This window comes from Fastidiosibacter lacustris, assembly GCF_003428155.1.
Taxonomy (GTDB): domain Bacteria; phylum Pseudomonadota; class Gammaproteobacteria; order Francisellales; family Francisellaceae; genus Caedibacter; species Caedibacter lacustris.
On the sequence record NZ_QLIR01000027.1, the window covers coordinates 1 to 18,036 of the forward strand.

18 protein-coding genes and 1 pseudogene are annotated in these 18,036 nt (G+C 35.2%); 17 read left to right on the forward strand and 2 right to left on the reverse strand.

The genetic code is table 11. The annotated features are described in order from the left end of the window. Together DNJ77_RS09225 and DNJ77_RS09230 are read left to right on the forward strand one after the other, a co-directional pair. Nucleotides 1-424, forward strand: a 424-nt coding sequence (locus DNJ77_RS09225) for a polymorphic toxin type 37 domain-containing protein (RefSeq protein ID WP_204723392.1), incomplete at its 5' end; no start/stop codon positions are given. Continuing rightward, nucleotides 414-650, forward strand: coding sequence for an Imm32 family immunity protein (locus DNJ77_RS09230; RefSeq protein WP_116964744.1), 237 nt, complete (start codon nt 414-416; stop codon nt 648-650). The genes DNJ77_RS09225 and DNJ77_RS09230, both read left to right, overlap by 11 nt. Nucleotides 651-772: 122 nt before the next feature. Here the strand turns inward: DNJ77_RS09230 and DNJ77_RS09235 are convergent, their stop codons facing one another. Next, nucleotides 773-1,075 (reverse strand): helix-turn-helix transcriptional regulator, encoded by a 303-nt coding sequence (locus tag DNJ77_RS09235; RefSeq protein ID WP_116964746.1) that lies wholly within the window; start codon nt 1,073-1,075, stop codon nt 773-775. A 520-nt stretch (nt 1,076-1,595) separates the two neighbouring features. On the opposite strand from DNJ77_RS09235, the gene DNJ77_RS09240 reads away from it, so the two are divergent. The 15 genes from DNJ77_RS09240 to DNJ77_RS09320 all read left to right on the forward strand — a co-directional run bounded on the left by DNJ77_RS09240 (nt 1,596) and on the right by DNJ77_RS09320 (nt 17,929). Then, nucleotides 1,596-6,395 carry an amino acid adenylation domain-containing protein gene (locus DNJ77_RS09240; protein WP_116964748.1) on the forward strand — a complete coding sequence of 1,600 codons (4,800 nt, stop codon included), beginning with the start codon at nt 1,596-1,598 and terminating at the stop codon, nt 6,393-6,395. Between the two features lie 28 nt (nt 6,396-6,423). Beyond that, the gene (locus DNJ77_RS09245) at nt 6,424-7,647 is read left to right on the forward strand and encodes a PAS domain-containing sensor histidine kinase (protein WP_116964749.1); all 1,224 of its coding nucleotides are present in this window, start codon (nt 6,424-6,426) and stop codon (nt 7,645-7,647) included. 513 nt (nt 7,648-8,160) lie between these two features. Continuing rightward, on the forward strand, nt 8,161-8,748 hold the full coding sequence (locus DNJ77_RS09250) for a hypothetical protein (RefSeq protein WP_275667778.1): 588 nt from the start codon (nt 8,161-8,163) through the stop codon (nt 8,746-8,748). Between the two features lie 59 nt (nt 8,749-8,807). Then, entirely contained in the window at nt 8,808-9,095 is a 288-nt protein-coding gene (locus DNJ77_RS10175; protein WP_116964753.1) for a beta-eliminating lyase-related protein, read from the forward strand. Beyond that, on the forward strand, nt 9,080-9,850 hold the full coding sequence (locus DNJ77_RS09260) for a threonine aldolase family protein (protein ID WP_116964755.1): 771 nt from the start codon (nt 9,080-9,082) through the stop codon (nt 9,848-9,850). Before DNJ77_RS10175 ends, DNJ77_RS09260 begins: the two co-directional genes overlap by 16 nt. A 30-nt stretch (nt 9,851-9,880) precedes the next feature. Then, nucleotides 9,881-10,492 carry an IS6 family transposase gene (locus DNJ77_RS09265; RefSeq protein ID WP_116964757.1) on the forward strand — a complete coding sequence of 204 codons (612 nt, stop codon included), beginning with the start codon at nt 9,881-9,883 and terminating at the stop codon, nt 10,490-10,492. A gap of 324 nt (nt 10,493-10,816) precedes the next feature. Beyond that, on the forward strand, nt 10,817-11,119 hold the full coding sequence (locus tag DNJ77_RS09270) for a hypothetical protein (protein WP_116964758.1): 303 nt from the start codon (nt 10,817-10,819) through the stop codon (nt 11,117-11,119). A 24-nt stretch (nt 11,120-11,143) separates the two neighbouring features. Continuing rightward, the gene (locus tag DNJ77_RS09275) at nt 11,144-11,362 is read left to right on the forward strand and encodes a hypothetical protein (RefSeq protein WP_116964760.1); all 219 of its coding nucleotides are present in this window, start codon (nt 11,144-11,146) and stop codon (nt 11,360-11,362) included. Between the two features lie 290 nt (nt 11,363-11,652). Continuing rightward, nucleotides 11,653-12,279: a recombinase family protein gene (locus DNJ77_RS09280; protein ID WP_116964762.1), complete on the forward strand. Its 627-nt coding sequence runs from the start codon at nt 11,653-11,655 to the stop codon at nt 12,277-12,279. Next, the gene (locus DNJ77_RS09285; protein ID WP_116964764.1) at nt 12,272-13,903 is read left to right on the forward strand and encodes a DDE-type integrase/transposase/recombinase; all 1,632 of its coding nucleotides are present in this window, start codon (nt 12,272-12,274) and stop codon (nt 13,901-13,903) included. Before DNJ77_RS09280 ends, DNJ77_RS09285 begins: the two co-directional genes overlap by 8 nt. Nucleotides 13,904-13,920: 17 nt before the next feature. Beyond that, nucleotides 13,921-14,895, forward strand: a complete 975-nt coding sequence (locus DNJ77_RS09290) for an AAA family ATPase (protein WP_157966669.1) — start codon at nt 13,921-13,923, stop codon at nt 14,893-14,895. A gap of 9 nt (nt 14,896-14,904) precedes the next feature. Beyond that, nucleotides 14,905-15,975 (forward strand): PDDEXK nuclease domain-containing protein, encoded by a 1,071-nt coding sequence (locus DNJ77_RS09295; RefSeq protein WP_116964768.1) that lies wholly within the window; start codon nt 14,905-14,907, stop codon nt 15,973-15,975. Nucleotides 15,976-16,348: 373 nt separating this feature from the next. Further along, nucleotides 16,349-16,690: a hypothetical protein gene (locus DNJ77_RS09310; RefSeq protein WP_157966670.1), complete on the forward strand. Its 342-nt coding sequence runs from the start codon at nt 16,349-16,351 to the stop codon at nt 16,688-16,690. Nucleotides 16,691-16,784: 94 nt separating this feature from the next. Then, nucleotides 16,785-17,663 (forward strand): IS982 family transposase, encoded by an 879-nt coding sequence (locus tag DNJ77_RS09315; protein ID WP_116964776.1) that lies wholly within the window; start codon nt 16,785-16,787, stop codon nt 17,661-17,663. Next, on the forward strand, nt 17,660-17,929 hold the full coding sequence (locus DNJ77_RS09320; protein WP_204723393.1) for a phosphotransferase: 270 nt from the start codon (nt 17,660-17,662) through the stop codon (nt 17,927-17,929). Before DNJ77_RS09315 ends, DNJ77_RS09320 begins: the two co-directional genes overlap by 4 nt. Here the strand turns inward: DNJ77_RS09320 and DNJ77_RS10005 are convergent. Then, a pseudogene (locus DNJ77_RS10005) lies at nt 17,916-18,036 on the reverse strand (IS481 family transposase); the annotation flags it as partial. The gene DNJ77_RS09320 and the pseudogene DNJ77_RS10005 sit on opposite strands and share 14 nt — an antisense overlap.

Consider the following 18,036-nt stretch of genomic DNA (forward strand, 5'->3'; position numbering starts at 1 on the left):
CAAGCATAAGTTAGCGCATTATGCAGGTTTAATTGCAGCGAATGTGCTAGGGGGAATACCGAAAGCGGGGTTAAGTGCCACCGTCAGAGGTGGCAAGGCAATGGCAAAGGTGGCATTGCCAAGGGTGGTGAAGGAAAGTGGGGCGGTTCCGAAGGGAAAAGGTTTAGCGAATCCATTTAAAGATAAATCTGCTAATGAAATTGATCAGATGTTCAGAGACAAGGGATTCAATCCTAGAGGGCTTGACCCTTTGAATGGAAAAGGCGGCTACGTGAACCCTAAAACAGATCGTTCTTACCATATTGATCCTGGTGGCAAATACAAAAAAGGTACCGAGTATCCACACGTAGATGTGAACCGTGCAAACGGTTCTAAGTTACCAAAGAAAAAATACCCTCTTGGAGATGTGTTAAATGACAACTGATAGCTTTCTTTTGAGTTTTGAAATATCCAAGGATGGTAATGAATTAGATATCCATTGTGATGATAATGGTCTAGAAAAATTACTCTCACTTCTTTCCTTGCTCAAAGGCAAAGCGCAACATGAGCATTTAATGACGCCTAGTTGGGGGGGGGGGTATGAGCTTTCTGAAGAACCTCAATCAGAAGGTAGTCAGCTGCTGCATAAAGTTACCATCCATAAATGGTAGATGCGCGTGACGGGATCAGATCTCAAATTTGCAAGCAAACTGATGTTGATTATTTGTTGTAATCATAATGCGATTCCTTTGCTTTTTTGGTTAAACATGACAAGTTAAAAATATTAACTCATCTAAGCATGTTTAGAAAAAATCATCTCATATGACTTTTCAGCTGAGGTATTCTCTTTTAATAAATCGTTAATCTTAATTTCTAAATAATTCGTTATCGCTAATAATATTAATATGGTAGGATTACATTTGCCATTGATAATCTTACTGACTGTTCCCGTTGATATACCCAGTTCTTTACTTAACTCAACACTATTAACGTTATTTTGATACATGTAGATTTTAAGGTTTGTGCGAATGAGGTTTAATATCTGGGGATAGGCATCTATTTCAGTAATGTTTAAATAATTGATTTCCTTATTCATGATGGCTTAATTTCCTTTATTCATCAATAAGTAGATCTTAGTTAAATAGGAGCATTTATACAACAAAAGTTGTTGAAATAAAATAACATGATTGATATTATTAATTTTGAGTCATTATTAAGAGCCCCCCGATTTCTTAATCGCAACCTTCATCCCCCCGACGAAATAAGGAATTACTTAACTAGCAAGGAAATGACTCAATTAATCACTTCTCTCTAAAAACTCTTCCAAATAGAAGAGAATCGCCATATTACCCGAGTTTAAATATAATGCAACTGATTTTTATTCATCAAATTGATGTTTTTTGTACTTTGAAACGGATTGAATACATCAAATAAAACTACTTGTTACAAGTAATGTTGAGCTTCTGATCTTATTTTGCTCTATTATATACATAAAATTTATACTCAAAAATGGGAGGGATAGAAATGACTCTTAAATTAACAAAGCAACAGGAAGAATTTATTAAACAAAATAAATTTAATCATTAGCCTAAGCTTAAAATGGGGTTGTATTAATCATGCAAATTAATGTTATCGTTATTGGGGATACTGGTGTTTGTCTTGAATGCTGTAAATTAATCTTTAAGTCACAAGCTTATAACCTTATTGCTGTTATCAGCGATGATCAAGCTGTACTAAACTGGTGTTGTCAAAATAGAATCGAAACACTGACTTATCAAGCGTATCAAAATAGCCAATATCGAGATTATTTGTTATTCAGCATTATCAATCAACGCATTATCCCTGCTCAAATAATCAAAAAACATCAGATAAGACTTGCAATTAACTACCATGATTCTCTATTACCTGCTTATGCAGGCATCAACAGTACTACCTGGACCATCCTTAATAACGAGAAAAAACATGGGGTGACTTGGCACAAAATGATTGATGGGATTGATGAAGGGGATATTATTCAGCAGGCTTCAGTAGCGATTACGCCAAAGGACACTGCACATAGCCTTAACTTGAAATGCACAAAAAAAGCAATTGAATTATTTAAAGCTTTATTAACTAATTTAGAAAATAATACATTAAGCGTTCAATCTCAAGATCTAAGCAAGAAAAGTTATTATGGCTTAGATTATCTCCCACAAAACTATGGATTCATTAATGATTGCACAAGCTTAGAGGATATCCATCGATATTGTCGAGCACTTTATTTTGGCGATGATTACCCAAATCAAATCACATCGGTAAAAATACAGCTTGAAAACACCGTTTATCTATTAGATATGCCCACGTTTGCAAATATACCACACCCTTTAAGTGATATAACAGGACTCTATATTGTTTCAGGTGAAAAAGCTCTGCACTTCCCAACTATAAGAAATGCCTATGGTATTAAGATAAACTTAAACAAAATTGTGTCAATAAACGAACTAATATCACATAAAATCATAGTCAATGATAATGACTGGAATAAGTTAAAAGCAATTAAAAAAAATGAAAAAAAACAGTTTAATCACGCTTTAAGGCTCAGTGAGAAGGCAAATTCTATCATTAGTAAAGCAATCACAAATGATGAATCAGCTAAATTCAGTTACTCTATTGACGTTGATGAACTAAACACTCAAGAAGCTATTTCTGCTATTTCATTGGTTTTATTGCGATTATTTCAACAAGACGAGTTTTTAATTCATTTTTATTCAGGTGACTCTAGACTTAATCATTTATCCCATTTAATTGACAGTAAATGTTTTATTGAATTTAACCAAAAGCAACTTGAGCTTCAACTAGGAGATTTTGCAAACTACATTGACGAAAATTCAAACAAAAAACATTTACTAACCAAAGACTTTTATTATCGATACCACTGCATAAATCTGCTTACTGATGTTGGGATTTATTATAATGGTAGTTTTACTGATAGCATTACGCCACACAGATTAAACTTTATTCTTTATGATGAAAAAATAGAGATCATTAGCCATGACACTGACAAGCTTGAAATCAATGCGATTGTATCTTCATTACAAGTTGTCATTAGCGAATATCACTATCACTTAAAACAAAATACTCCGCTCAATGACATTAGCTTACTATCGAAAGAAGAGTATCAAAAAATCATTATTGACTGGAACAAAACCGATAAACCCTATCCGAAAGATAAAACCATTTATCAGTTATTTCAAGAACAAGTCGAAAAGACACCTGATCATATTGCCGTGGTATTTGCAGGTCAACAACTAACGTATGCTGAGCTCAATGCTAAAGCGAACCAACTGGCAAGATATTTACGATTACTAACTGATATTCAACCCGATACTTTGATTGCTTTATGCTTAGATAAAAGCTTAGAAATAATTATTGGAGTTTTGGGTATTTTAAAATCAGGGGCGGCTTATGTACCGATTGACCCTAGCTATCCTGATGAAAGGATTAGATACATACTTGACGATACTCAAGTATCTTTATTGTTATCCCAATCACATTATGTCTCAAGACTAAAATCTATTTCAAAGGCAAACATTATTTCATTAGATAATTATTGCTATCAAGGCTTACCAATCGATAATTTAAAACCTATAAACACATCAAATGATTTGGCTTATATTATTTATACATCTGGAACGACTGGAATGCCTAAAGGTGTTTGCATAATGCACAAAAGTTTGTGTAATATGGCATTTTCACAACAGGAAAATTTAAATATCAATGAAAGCTCAAGAATTCTGCAATTTGCATCGATTGGTTTCGATGCCTCGGTATGGGAAATTTTTGGTGCTTTAAGTTTTGGTTCTCAACTTCATGTTATGCAGGATAAAATTAAATTACACAAAGACACTCTAGAAAAATATATTGCTTTAAATGAAATTGATATCATAGCATCAACACCTTATAATTTAGTAACTATGACACCTTCTAATGTCAAATCATTACGGTGTTTAATTTCTGAAGGGGAGGCTTGTACTACTCATATTTTAAATAAGTGGGGAAACATATTAATTAACTCATATGGAACAACAGAAAACACTATTTGCATGACGCTGTATAGTTTTAAAAAAGGAGATTTACCAAATAATATTGGTAAACCTTTAGGAAATATAAAAGTTTATGTCACCGATCCTTATGCAAATAATATGCCCATAGGAATTATTGGTGAGTTATGTATAAGTGGTATAATATTAGCTCAGAAATATTTGAATCAACCTAGAATTACTGCTGAAAAGTTTATTGCTAATCCTTTTGCGAGTGAAGAAGACAAACAAAAAGGCTATGATCGGTTATATAAAACAGGCGATTTAGTCAGATGGCTGCCTGATGGTAATTTAGAGTACATTGGACGCAAAGATACTCAGGTTAAAATCCGCGGATTTAGAATTGAACTGGGTGAAATTGAAAATGCTGTAACAACTATTGAAGGCATTGACCAAGCAGTTGTCATTAATAGATCCGTTAACGACGAGCAATATCTCTTTGCTTATTACACTGCACATCATCCCATTACCCCTGAATTAATAGTAGAACAACTTGCTAACAAGTTGCCACATTACATGGTGCCCAGTGCTGCCTTGCAAATCAATGAAATACCGTTAACTATTAATGGCAAGGTTAATATAAAGGTCTTACCTGATATTCCTTTCCAAAGTGCTCAAATTTATATTGAGCCAAGGACTGAACAGGAAAGACTTGTTTGTCAGGCTTTCTCTACGGTATTACTGATTGAAAAAATAGGCATTGATGATGATTTCTTTAGACTAGGTGGTAATTCTATTAAGGCAATTCAACTATCAATGGTCTTACAATCAAATCTTGAGATTGATGTCGCTGAAATATTTGATTTACGCACACCCAGAAAGCTTGCCTATAATAAACGTATTACACATGATTTATTGATTGCTAAATTAGCACAAATTAAACAGTATTATACTCAGCATCATAACAAACCACTAAATTCCGCTGCATTGCTTAAAAAAGAGCAATATTTGGCAGAAGTTGCCCATATGCCGATAATACATTACACAAACAAACCAATTAAAACGGTATTATTGACTGGCGTCACTGGTTTTCTAGGGTGCAATCTGTTACACCAGTTACTGACTTTAACATCCTATCAAATTTACCTTTGTATTAGAGCTAAAGATGAAGTGCATGCAAGCGAACGTATGGCACATAAATATCAATTTTATTTTGACGTGTCTCTGGAAGATCATTTTAGTGATCGTATTATTTACATTGCTTGTGATTTAGAAAAAGAGCAGATTGGATTAGCAGATAGTGAATATCATCAACTGATTAAAAATATAGATAGCATTATTCATTGTGCTGCTTTAGCAAAACACTACGGGATTGAACAGGTATTTTATAATGCTAATGTACAAGCAACAATTCATTTGCTTGAACTTTGTCAACTGACCAACTTGAAAGATTTTCATTATATATCGACTTACTCTGTGATGACAGGGATTGTCAATGAGAATGAAACTATTCTAACTGAGGATGATCAGTTAACGATTGATGGTGAATGGAACTCTCCATATACTAAAACTAAATACCTCGGTGAAATCAATGCAATTAAATGGCGTGAAAAAGGCATTAACAGCAGTGTGTATCGTGTTGGGAACTTAGCCTTTATGCAGCACAATGGCAAGGTACAGGAAGATGTTAAAGATAATGCCTTTGCAACCTATATTGCTTTTATTCGTAAGTTAGGTTGTATTGCTGATAATATGAATGAAGTAGAGATTTCACCTGCTGACATGACAGCAAAAGCGATTGTTAAACTATTTGATAAACATCAGTTAAACAATCGGACACATCATGTATTTAATCCCCATAAAATCGATTTATCTAAAATGCTGAGTACGAAAAACCATACCACCCAAGTGATAACTTTTGAATTGTTTATTGATAGGTTAATCAATTATTTACAATACAACGATGATTGTTCTTTAATTGGAAGGTTTTTATTACGCATGGGATGGCAAGCTGATACAAAAAAGAGTCATTTCAACATAAGTAGCGGTACCACTATTTTACAAAGCAAGACGGAATCGATGTTTAAAATGATGAATTTTGAATGGCCTATGATTAATGACAAACAGTTAACAGCTTACGTTGATAGGTTAGCCAGTACTTTTGATGGGATTGTAGAAACACCTATAACTGCTCCTAAATATTTCAGGCTAAAACAGTGGTGGATAAGGTTTGATAAGTTGACAAATAGCGCAAAAATAAAAATGATGAGGCTTTTCAAAGCACATAAAAAAGCCATTTCCATTGTTGGTGCGTTATTGTTTATGGCGCCATTATTTTATGTCTTAGAACTTTTAGATATGATTACTATGCTGGAATTTTTGAATGCTCCTGTTTAAACATTTAAATTAGAATTAAGGATTGGAGATGCGCCTAACAAGCAAAAAAGATTTAACTTCATCGTTTGATGAATTTTCAGAAATTGTTCCTGGTGGTTTTTATTGGTTTGATTTAAATCATAAATTAATGGCAATAAATTCATTTGCTCTAAAAACTGGTAATGCAAAACTTAGCGATGTTATAGGTAAAACTCCGATAGAAATGCACCCAAAAGAAATGGCAGATGAAATCATCTCAAACCATAAGCAAGTAATTAAGACAGGCAAACAATTACACTGTCAAGAAAGAATACAGGATTTTAAAACTGGAAACACTGTTTTTTTTGATGTTGTACTTTCACCATTATTCGATGAAAATAACGAAATATTTGGTGTTTGTGGTATTTCAACTGACATCACCGAACGCAAGCGCCTTGAAGAAGAAACCATCCGCCAGAAAAACCAACTTGAGAAAAAATTAGAATATCAAAAGAACTATCTTAAAGCTTATGGGTATGATTACGTGGACGCACTTAAAAAAATTTCTGATGCCCTTGAAAATATTGAAAAACGACTAATGAAGTTGGATATACCAACTGGGGTACGCAGTCAACTTAATGATGAGTTTTATACAATAAACGAAAGTTTGTCCGATATATATTCTCTGTATCAAAAAATCAACACATCAATATTAGATCAAGAACACAATAATGATGAAGTAGAAAAAAATGAGATGCCTCTTAACTTGGAAGATTTAGTTGAAACAGAAGTCAATTTAGCCAATTCATCTATTAGTGCTGAATTTGATCTGAATGTCTCCTTTGAAATCGACGAAAAATCAAGACAAAAGCTTTATATCGATTATAAAAAAGTTCGTCACATTATCCGTACTTTATTTGCGAACTACACTAAAGCAATCAATAAGGAAGGTAGGAAAAAAGACATTCAGTTAACTATTACTGCTGAAGAGGGTATACGAGATAAATTGTATGTTACTTTTGAATTTGATGGCAATATGCCATTTCTAGAATTAGAAAATGATAATATCAGAGCAGAGCATCTTGTATATCAATCTCAAACCCATATTGCTAGCGATAAACATAACTTTGCTTATGATCTTTCCTTAGCGAAGTATTATGCTGACTTGCTCTGTGATGGTGAAGAATTGAATGATTCCTTATTTGAAGGTTCAAGGTTCTCATTCACTTTGCCATTTCGCAAAGCGACTAACGATGGCAAAGAAAAAAAGTTTAAGCCAACGCTTGTGGAATGATAGTTTGTTAAGTCTCCGTTTAGAGTATACCTTAACTTGATGTCAGGCAATATCAATATACCTGTCAGATTTAAGTTGGTATTTATTTTAGTTGACAGTTTAAATGCAACCTCTTAGGCTCTAAACTGGCAATGTTTAACAAAAAATATATAATTCATCAGCGAAACTCAGTGAGTTGAATTTTATGAGCAAATAATCAATTGCTATCAATTTGAGCCTAATAGAACTGTAAAAATATTCAAAACTGAGCTTGCTAATAGTGATTTAAACTGTTTATTTGTTTGTTTTTAGATCAGATATTTTGTACGGATGTGTAAAGTCATCCCAAACCATATGAGATGTTTAGCTGCTTAAAGATTAAATGATTTGTGGAGGAGAGTATTCATTTTGCCTTAAATGAAAGCACAGCATATGCTCCCAACTATCAATTGACATCCTCCCCTCCCTAAAGGAAGGGGAGGATGTCAATAGGTCTCATTATCGGTCGTCAACTTGTAAATCGGCGTTGATATTATTCATGGCAGTACTCATAAAACATTTCCAGGACATCAAAAGGCAATTATCGCCTTTCATTCTGATTTTCATCAAGATGATGAGGATAAAATTAGGCATAGCGTTTCGCCAGGATTGCAATCAAAATCAGGTACAGCGGAAATGATGGCATTAGCTTATGTCTTTTGTGAAATGAAAGTACATGCTGTGGCTTATGCTAAAAGTGTGTGTGAGCATGCACAAATTATGGCAAAACATTTGATTGAACAGAGGGTTGATGTTTCAGGTCATCGATTTAACTATACCCAAACACATCAGGTACGGTTACCAATGAAATCAGAACGCTATACATGGGATGTCTTTGCTCAATTACATCAGGTAGGCATTCGTGTCTTACCAGCGTGGTTGCCTTTTGAAAGTAGCTGGGGCGTTCGATTGGGAACAAATGCACTGACAAGACGAGGATTTGTAGCAGAAGACTTTTTAACAACTGTTGATTGGATTACCTGCGTTATTAAAAATAAAACAAATATTAAAAACATAAGAAAGGAAGTGGATGCGCTTGCAAATAAGTATCCTCTGACACAATTGAAATATACGCTGATATAACTATGTCGAAGTATCGAATAAGTTTTTTTAAACTGTTTTTACCATTAGGGTGATAAGAGATGCATAATATTCAATATGATTTATTTAGTGATACCAATGTGAATCCCTATTATGCTATGCGTCAGATGATGAGTCGAGCAAAAGTTGGTAATGAGGCAGCAGGGGAAGATCCAACCGTGAATTTACTTTTGGCACGGGTTTGTGAGTTACTGGGAAAGCCGGCGGCCGTTTTTATGCCAACCGGAACTATGTGTAGTGGTGTTGCTTATCGGGCTCTCTGTCAACCTGGAGAGAGAATTATTATTGAAAAAACTGCGCATCCATTGAAAATATGGCATCGGGGATGATTGGTGGGCTAGTTGGTGCTCAGCCACAGATCATTGAAGGAGTACGGGGAATATTCAATGTTGATCAGTTAAAACAGGCTGTGGGTCTTAATAGCGGATATAATATTGCTAAAGCAACGGTTGTTTCAATAGAGCAGACAACAAACCTTGGTGGTGGTGCCGTTTGGTCATTGGAAACTATTAATAACATCTGCGAATATACACATCATCATGGGCTTAAAGTACATATGGATGGTTCAAGACTTTTAAATGCGTGTATAGCAACAGGCATTAAAGCCAGTAGCTACTGTGAACATGTTGATTCAGTATCGATTGATTTTGCTAAAGGTCTGGGTGCCCCGATGGGCTCGGTTCTTGCCGGAAGTCAAGCATTTATTGATAAAGCTTGGTTTTATAAATTCCAGCAAGGCGGTGTTATGCATCAGGCAGGATTTATGGCTGCTGCCTGTATCTATGCGCTTGATCATAATATTCAACGATTGAGTCAGGATCATGCCAATGCCAGTTATTTTGCAGAGCGCTTATCTCAGCATCATGACATAGAGGTTATGACTGTCGAAACCAACATTGTTATTTTCACCCTAAACAGGCGAGACTCTTTTGATGCGTATCAACTGCATCAAATACTTCTGCAAAAAGGTATCAGACTTTTAGCCTTAAATGATCGACAATTAAGGGCAATTTTTCACATGGATATACAAACTAAAAGTATCGATAAAATTATTAAAATCATTATCGGAGTATTACCAACATAATAGCCAGGTAAAGTATCTGTTTTAGCCCTTATGCAACCAGCGAAACTCAGTGAGTTATTAGTCATAGTATTAATAACACTTATCTTATTGGGTCAAATTTCTATGGACTTAAGCACTAAACCGAAACGCCATCGTTATCCTATCGAAATCATTAACTCGGGAGTATGGTCATATCATCGATTCAATGACAGCTATCGCGATGTTGCAGAAAGACTAGCATTTAGAGGAATTCAAGTTAGTCATGAAACGATTAGAAAGTGGTGCAATAAATTCTCAAACACTTTTAGTGATTTTATTAAAAAACAGCAACGTGAACCAACAGATAAATGGCATCTAGATGAGATGAACATTACAGTAAATGGTGAGTATTTTATTCTCCGGCATGCAGTTGATTCCGAAGGATTGGAGTTGAATATCTTTGTACAAAAGCGTCGTAATAAAAAAGCAGCTATTCGTTTTTTAAGAGGTTTACTTGGAAATTATCCTGACCCGAGAGTTTTGATTTCAGATAAGCTATCAAGTTATACTAGACCAGTTAATAATATGATAGCAAATACTGAGCACAGATCACACAATGACTTAAATAATCGCGTTGAAAATGCTCATCAAAACCGACGTGAAGAAAGGAGAACTCTCTGGTAAAGTTTAAATCCCCTAGAGGTGTTCAGCAAACTGTTAATCTCATGGGCAAAGTGCGTAATATTTTTGCCATTCCAGTTGGTAGATATAAGAATTCCGCTAAAGAGCAACGTTATCAATTTAAGTTGGCAAAAAAGATGTGAAATCTAGCAGCACAAAATATTTGCGCCTAAAATTTATAATTCTGATCATGATACATCATGCAAAAGTTAAGTTGATGGTGCGTTTTTAGTTACGATTAATTACAAAATGTATCAATAGTAGTAATTGCCTTACACCCACATGTAGAGTTAATATCAAGCCGGTTTAACAAAACAGGAGTAACTAATGAAAAATTTAGCTAATAAGTTTGTCCTATTAACAATGTTTCTTGGAGTGTGTTCGGTTTATGCCTATTCGCATAAAGATGTTAAATTAGTGAATATCACTGACAGTATTATGGCAAAAGAATCGGTGTATAGAAAGATTAAGGATAATAATATACAGTTAACCAAAATATCAGATTTGTATAATCAGGCGGTTCAAAAACTTTATGAGGAAAATGTTAGTACAACATATGTTGCGTCTGATGGAATCGTGCTTTATTTAAACAAAGATTTAGTTATAACAAGTTTAATACTTGATTATTAATTTACAGGAAGGCAATGGTTAATTATGAAAAATATTTGTAGATCATTTATCTTATTTAATTTTGTATTATTTTCAATAGGATTAGCTGCTGAAGATGTTAAAATTCAAGAAAAGAAGTCTTTACATTTTTGCACAACTGATTTGGAATTATCAAAAAATGATGGAAGGAATCCTTCTAATCTAGCAGATGATAACTTTAAAGTTCTTGCTTTAAACGATAAATGTAGCGGCTCGCTTTCATAATCACCCCGACCCGCTTTTATCGCTCAAAGTGGGACCACATTAATTGACTCTATAAATATTTTCTGACCCACATTAAATGACTTTATAAATTTCTCGACCCACATTATTTGCATCTGGGACCACATTAAATGATTTTATCCAGTGCGCTTAAAGTGTCAGAAAAACCCTCGTTTTTCTTGTAATTGCATATCCCCACAATATTTTATTGTTCACCAATAAGATTACCCGTTGAGAAAATCAAAGCAAAGTGATATAGTTTTTGCAGTGTTTTATTGTGAGTTTGTCTTATCATGTTAGTTGGTTATATTCGTGTTTCTAAATCAGATGGTAGTCAGGTCTTAGATTTACAGAAAGACGCCCTATACAAAGCTGGTGTGGAAGTGGACTACATGTATGAAGATCTTGCCTCTGGGCGCAAAGATGATCGCCCAGGCTTAATCGCTTGTTTAAAAGCTTTACAGCCAGGCAACACACTTGTCGTTTGGAAGCTTGATAGACTTGGTCGCGACATGAAACACTTAATAAGTGTAATTGATGATTTAAATCATAAGAAAATTGGGTTTAAAGTGCTAGCAGGTGCTGGTGCTGAAATTGATACGACAACGGCAAATGGACGTCTAGTATTTGGCATTTTTGCAGCCTTAGCAGAATTTGAACGTGAACTAATCAGAGAGAGAACTCAAGCAGGACTGGCTGCTGCAAGAGCCCGAGGTAGAAAAGGCGGGCGTCCTCGTAAGATGGATATTCAAACTTTAAAAATGGCAATGTCCGCTATGTCTGATCGAAACTCAATTGCACATGAAATTGCCAAACGCCTAGGAATTACAACTACAACACTTTACGCCTATGTTAATGGTGATGGAACACCTAAAGAACTGGGTAGTAAATTGCTGAATAAAGTAGACTCTAATGGCTAAATCACTTCCCACTGAGCAATTAATCATCTTGCATAATAAAATGTCTATGTACGCAGCAAGAGATCCAAAAAGAAAGCAGTTGGTATGTGATTTTGCTAATAGCTTTGGGGTGTCTGAAAGCACTGTTCGACGTCAATTGCGTGAACATATTCATTTTTCAAAGGTTTCTCGACTAGATAAAAACACACCAAGAGTTATTTCTAAGTCAGACATGTTGCTTTATTGCAGAGTTATTGCTGCTTTAAAGCTTCGCACATCAAACAAGAAAAATAAACATTTATCAACTCAGCAGTGCATCAAGATTCTTGAAAATTATGGTGTTGAAACAGCTGAAGGATTCGTAATATCATCAAAAGGACTTTTAAAGAAAACAACCATAAATAGATATTTGAAAAACTGGGGGTATGATCCAACTTCTATGAAAGTTGAACCAGCAGTGGTTAGGTTTGAAGCCGAAAATAGTAATGACTGTTGGCAATTTGATTTTACGCCTTCAGACTTAAAGAAAATTTCTGCTAATAGCTCTAAAAAGCTATTCATTGCTAATGTTACTGATGATAAAAGTGGTATGTTGTATTATGAGTACGTTGAATCAGACGGTGAAGACGTGCTTACCGCATTGAAATTTTTATTTAATGCAATGTCTGCAAAGAAAATAGAAGGTATGCCATTTCAAGGGATCCCCAAAATGATCTATACGGATAATGGTGCTTTTGCAAAAAGCGCATTGTTTAAACGTGTTCTAGATGCCTTGGGAATTCAACTAAAGAAACACTTACCAAAAAATAAGGATGGGCGACGAACAACTGCCCGAGCAAAAGGAAAGGTTGAAAGGACAAATCGCACGATAAAAGAATCCTTTGAGCCTTTATTCCATTTACATCAACCAGAAAGCCTTGAGCAAGCCAATTTATGGGCGACGAATTATTTGCGTCAATATAATCAGTCATCACATCGATCTGAGGATTGTAGCCGAATAAAAGCATGGTCAAAATTTTTACCCGCTGAAGGTTATAGAGAAATGTGCTCTTGGGAAAAGTTTTGTCAAATTGTGCGCGATCCTGAATTAAGACGAGTTGCTTCAGATGGTTGCGTTAGTGTTAATGGTGTCAAATACCAATTATCAACTGAGATGGCTGGATTAGAAGTAACTTTGCTACATGGCATGTTTGACAATGAGCTTCATGTTGAGTTTAACAGTGAAACACATGGACCTTTTTACCCATTTTCCGGTCCAATTCCCTTACATACCTATAGGTCACCTCCTAAGAGCAAAAGAGAAAAGACAGCAGATGAAATAGCTAGCTTAGCTGAAACGCTTTCTGTACCAATATCTGTTATGTCTAACAGTAAAGATGATAGCATCCTCAAAAGCCTAGAAGCTTCACATGTTACTGATTGCCAAATTACATCAATACCATTTAGAGAAGATAAGAAAACAACTTTTCAAAACAGATTAGAGGCAAAAAAAGCAATTGCTAAATATTTGAATAGACCATTGGCAGAATTAAGAGATGAGCAATTAGATCATATTAATATGTTAGTTCAGGAGTCTCTAAATAAAGAGTTTTTACTCTCGAAAGTAAAGCAATATTTTTCTTTGTCAATTGCACAGCTTGAATGATATATAAGGAGATTGAAATGTATATTGAAGCAAATGAATTTTATGGGTTTGTTAAATTCTTTAATGATGCTGGTTACTATGAAACGCAAGCCCATAAAAGGATTTATAATGATATCACCGCACATATTCAATCTGGTGGGATATATGCATTAACTGGTTCAGTTGGCGCAGGTAAAACAAAGTTACTTAATAAAATCCAAAGCGATTTAGATAGTAAAAAACAAATTATCGTATCAAGATCTTTGACGACAGAAAAAAAATCTTTAACCATAAAAACACTGCTTGTGGCACTCTTTTATGACCTCCTCAAAGGAGAAAAGGTTATCAAAATACCATCGGTTAGTGAAAAACGCGAGCGTGAGTTGATTGACCTTATAAAAAAGCACAACAAACCTGTCGCCTTATTGATTGACGAAGCTCATGATATACATGGTTTAACCTTACTTGGTCTTAAAAGACTTGTTGAAACAACCGCCTCACAAGGTTACAGACTGTCTATTATTATGGCAGGTCATCCGAAGCTTGGTAACGCACTTTCAACAGCAGCGATGGAGGAAATAGGTGCGCGAACCAAAATATTTAACATTGATGATGCTATTGGCGATAAAGAAAAATATATTATCTGGCTACTTAAAGAGTGCTTAGATCCGAAGAAAAAATACCAAGAAATTATTTCTCCAGAAGCTATTCAGAAGCTTGCAAGCTCATTACAAACACCTCTGCAAATTCAACATTATCTTACTCAGGCAATACAGTCGGGGCATCAATTAGGTGAAAAAATAATTACCCCAGAGTTGATTGAACAAACATTAAGTTTCGATCTAAATTCATTAGAAGCTCAACTTGCACGAAAGGGTTATCAACTAAAAGATACCTGTGAGATGCTAAATGCAACAGCTAAGGAAGTGCAAGATTACTTACAGGGTAAGTCTAACTCCCCACGGAAAAATGAGTTTATCCAGAAATTGCGCAGTATTGGAATTTCAATATAGGTCATTGATATGAACACTCTTACTACTCAAGAATTACCGGAATACACCACATTCCTCAAACAAGCAACAACTGAGATACATAAGTCATATATACGGACAGTGAGATCAGTGAATAAAGAAGTAACTTCCCTTTATTGGTGGCTAGGCGAGCACATTGTTCAATATCAAGATCAATACGGGTGGGGCAAGTCGGTTGTTGAACGTCTATCCAAAGACTTGAAACAGAAATTTCCAAGCGCAAAATTTGGTTTTTCACCGCAAAACTTATGGTATATGAGGCAATTTTATCTTGAATATAACGGCAAACCAGAACTCCAACAGCTTGTTGGAGAAATTCCATGGGGGCAAAATTTGCTCATCATGAGCAAGGTAAAAGAGGATAACAAAAAGCTGTATTATCTTCAGTCAACTAAAGATTTTGCTTGGACGCGTGATACACTACGTGACCAAATAAACTCAAATGCATATGAGCGGCATTACTTGGCAACTAAACATCATAATTTTGACAGTACGCTCCCAAAGATGCTTGCAGAGCAGGCAGATCAATCTATGAAAGACGTTTACATGTTTGACATGTTGGGCATTGCTGAACCAGTTATTGAAACTGAAATTGAGCGCCGTATGGTTGAAAAAATTAAAGATGTAATCATGGAATTAGGCTATGGGTTTAGCTTTATTGGCAATCAATATCGTATTGTAACGCCTGATTCAGAATATTTTATTGATCTATTGTTTTACCACAGAAAACTACAGGCCTTAGTAGCTTTGGAGCTAAAAAGGACTCGCTTTAAACCAGAGCATGCAGGCAAAATGAATTTTTACTTAAACCTTTTGGATGAGTTCGTTAAAGAGCCTAATGAAAATCCATCTATCGGCATTATTTTATGTGGCGAACACAGTAAATTTGACGTTGAATATGCTTTAAGAGGGATCGATAAACCGGTTGGTGTTGCAGGGTATCAGTTGACCCGTGATATACCTGAAAAACTAAGGGATGCTTTGCCTGATGCGACTCAATTAGAAGAAAAAATTCAGTTTGAGCTTGGTTTGAATCAAGATAAATCAGATGATAAACAATAAAGTAAAGAGAACGCTTCCCGCTTCTATCCTACGCCCATTTAAAGCGGACTGGGAAAAGACCAATTTATGCATAAATTTGGATAGTACGCGCACAAATGAATTGCTTCAATCAGTTTTGCCCAAAGATCAACTTAAATCATATCATATCATATTATCCAAGGAGGCTGCGCTAATCTTAACCTCAAGTTGAAGTTAAATGATGAACGTATGAAACTTTTGCGTATTTATATTCGTGATCATCAAGCATCTTATCGAGAACATGCGATTGCCCAGCTAATACATAAAACCATTCCAGTTCCAATCATAGAAACAATTGGGACTAGCAAAGGACTAAAGTTTGCTTTATGCGAGTTTATGTCAGCTATAACCCTACGTGAACTATTACTCAGCAATCAAATATGATCTTGAAGCCATTATGTATCAGGTTGGTAAAGCACTTACAAACATTCAAAAAATCACCTTTCAAGTTTCAGGATTCTTTGATCAACAGCTTAAGATAATTGCATCTACTGCTGATAATGAATGTATCAAACTTGCCAGACGAGCATTAGAACACAAAACAGCAAAAATAGTGCTTTCTGAAGAGCTTATTTCAAGAATTACTCAATTGCTTTACAAGTACGATAATTTAATCCAAAAAATCAATGGCGTGCAATTGGTGCACGGTGATTTTGGACCGGAAAATATTTTGGTAAATAACGTGAGTTCGATATAAAAGATTGAAATTTATTCATAAAAGAGATTCTAATCGGGTTGCTTGAGATCGCCTTAAATGCTATATCTAAAGCCCCAAAACACAAACAACCCTAATGGCTATGCTAGAGACTATTTTTTGTTTTGTCGATGATTTTTGTGAAGAGTTTATCCCTGTATGGCAACAGCATTTGATTGAACATGCTCAGAAAAAACGAGAAAGACAAGGTATGATGGCGTGGAGCGAGGTTATGACTATCATGATACTATTCCACCAGAGTCATTATCGTAATTTGAAGCACTTTTATTTGGATTATGTATGCACCCATATGAAAGATGCTTTCCCACGCACAGTAAGTTACAACCGCTTTGTTGAGTTACAAAAATCGGTATTGGTACCACTATGTTTTATGCTTCACCTGCTTAAGGGAGATAAAACGGGAATTTATTTTATTGACTCGACACCCATCAAAGTTAGCCATATTAAGCGTGAGAAGCAACACAAAGTTTTTGATGGATTGGCTAAGAAATCAAAGTCTACAACAGGTTGGTTTTTTGGATTTAAGTTGCATCTAATTGTTAACGATAAAGGGGAAATCATAGCTTTTAAAGTGACTGCAGCGACAATAGATGACCGTGTACCTGTTGAGGATTTAACCCGTGGGCTTATTGGCAAATTGGTTGGTGATAAATGGTATATCAAAAAGGCATTGTCGGAGCTCTTATTTGAACGGGGGTTGCAACTGATTACACGAGTTAAAAAGAAAATGAAAAGTGGATTGGTTTCATTGATAGATAAAGCACTTTTAAGAAAACGCGCAATTATTGAGTCAGTGAATGATCAGCTTAAGAATATCAGTCAAATTGAGCACACAAGACATCGTTCGATTTGGAATTTCATGACAAATTTGCTGTGTGGTTTAGTTGCATACTATTTTCAACCAAAAAAGCCAAGTTTACGTACTAAGCAGAACCGTGAGTTGATGGCATTGTGATCAATTATATCGAACTCACGTTAAATAAGGTGAGTAATCAATGGAAAGTTAGCGCAATACTGGATTGGGAGTTTGCATTTTCAGGTTCAATGTTATGGGATGTTGCAAACATGCTGCGCTATGCACATCAAGTACCAGCTAATTTTGAAAAAGCTTTCATCTCAGGGCTGGTACAGTCAGGTATTACATTACCTAAAGTATATAAGTTTAGACTTGACCTGACAGTTGCCTATTTTTCAAACGTGGTTTTTGTCAGATATGGTTGAGCAATTCAACCTTCTCTTGCCAGTGCGTTTTCCCATCAGTAAAAGTTGCTATTGGTGTTCTGCCACAACACATTTTGCCTTGATGAGTCCTTTGATGATTATACTGA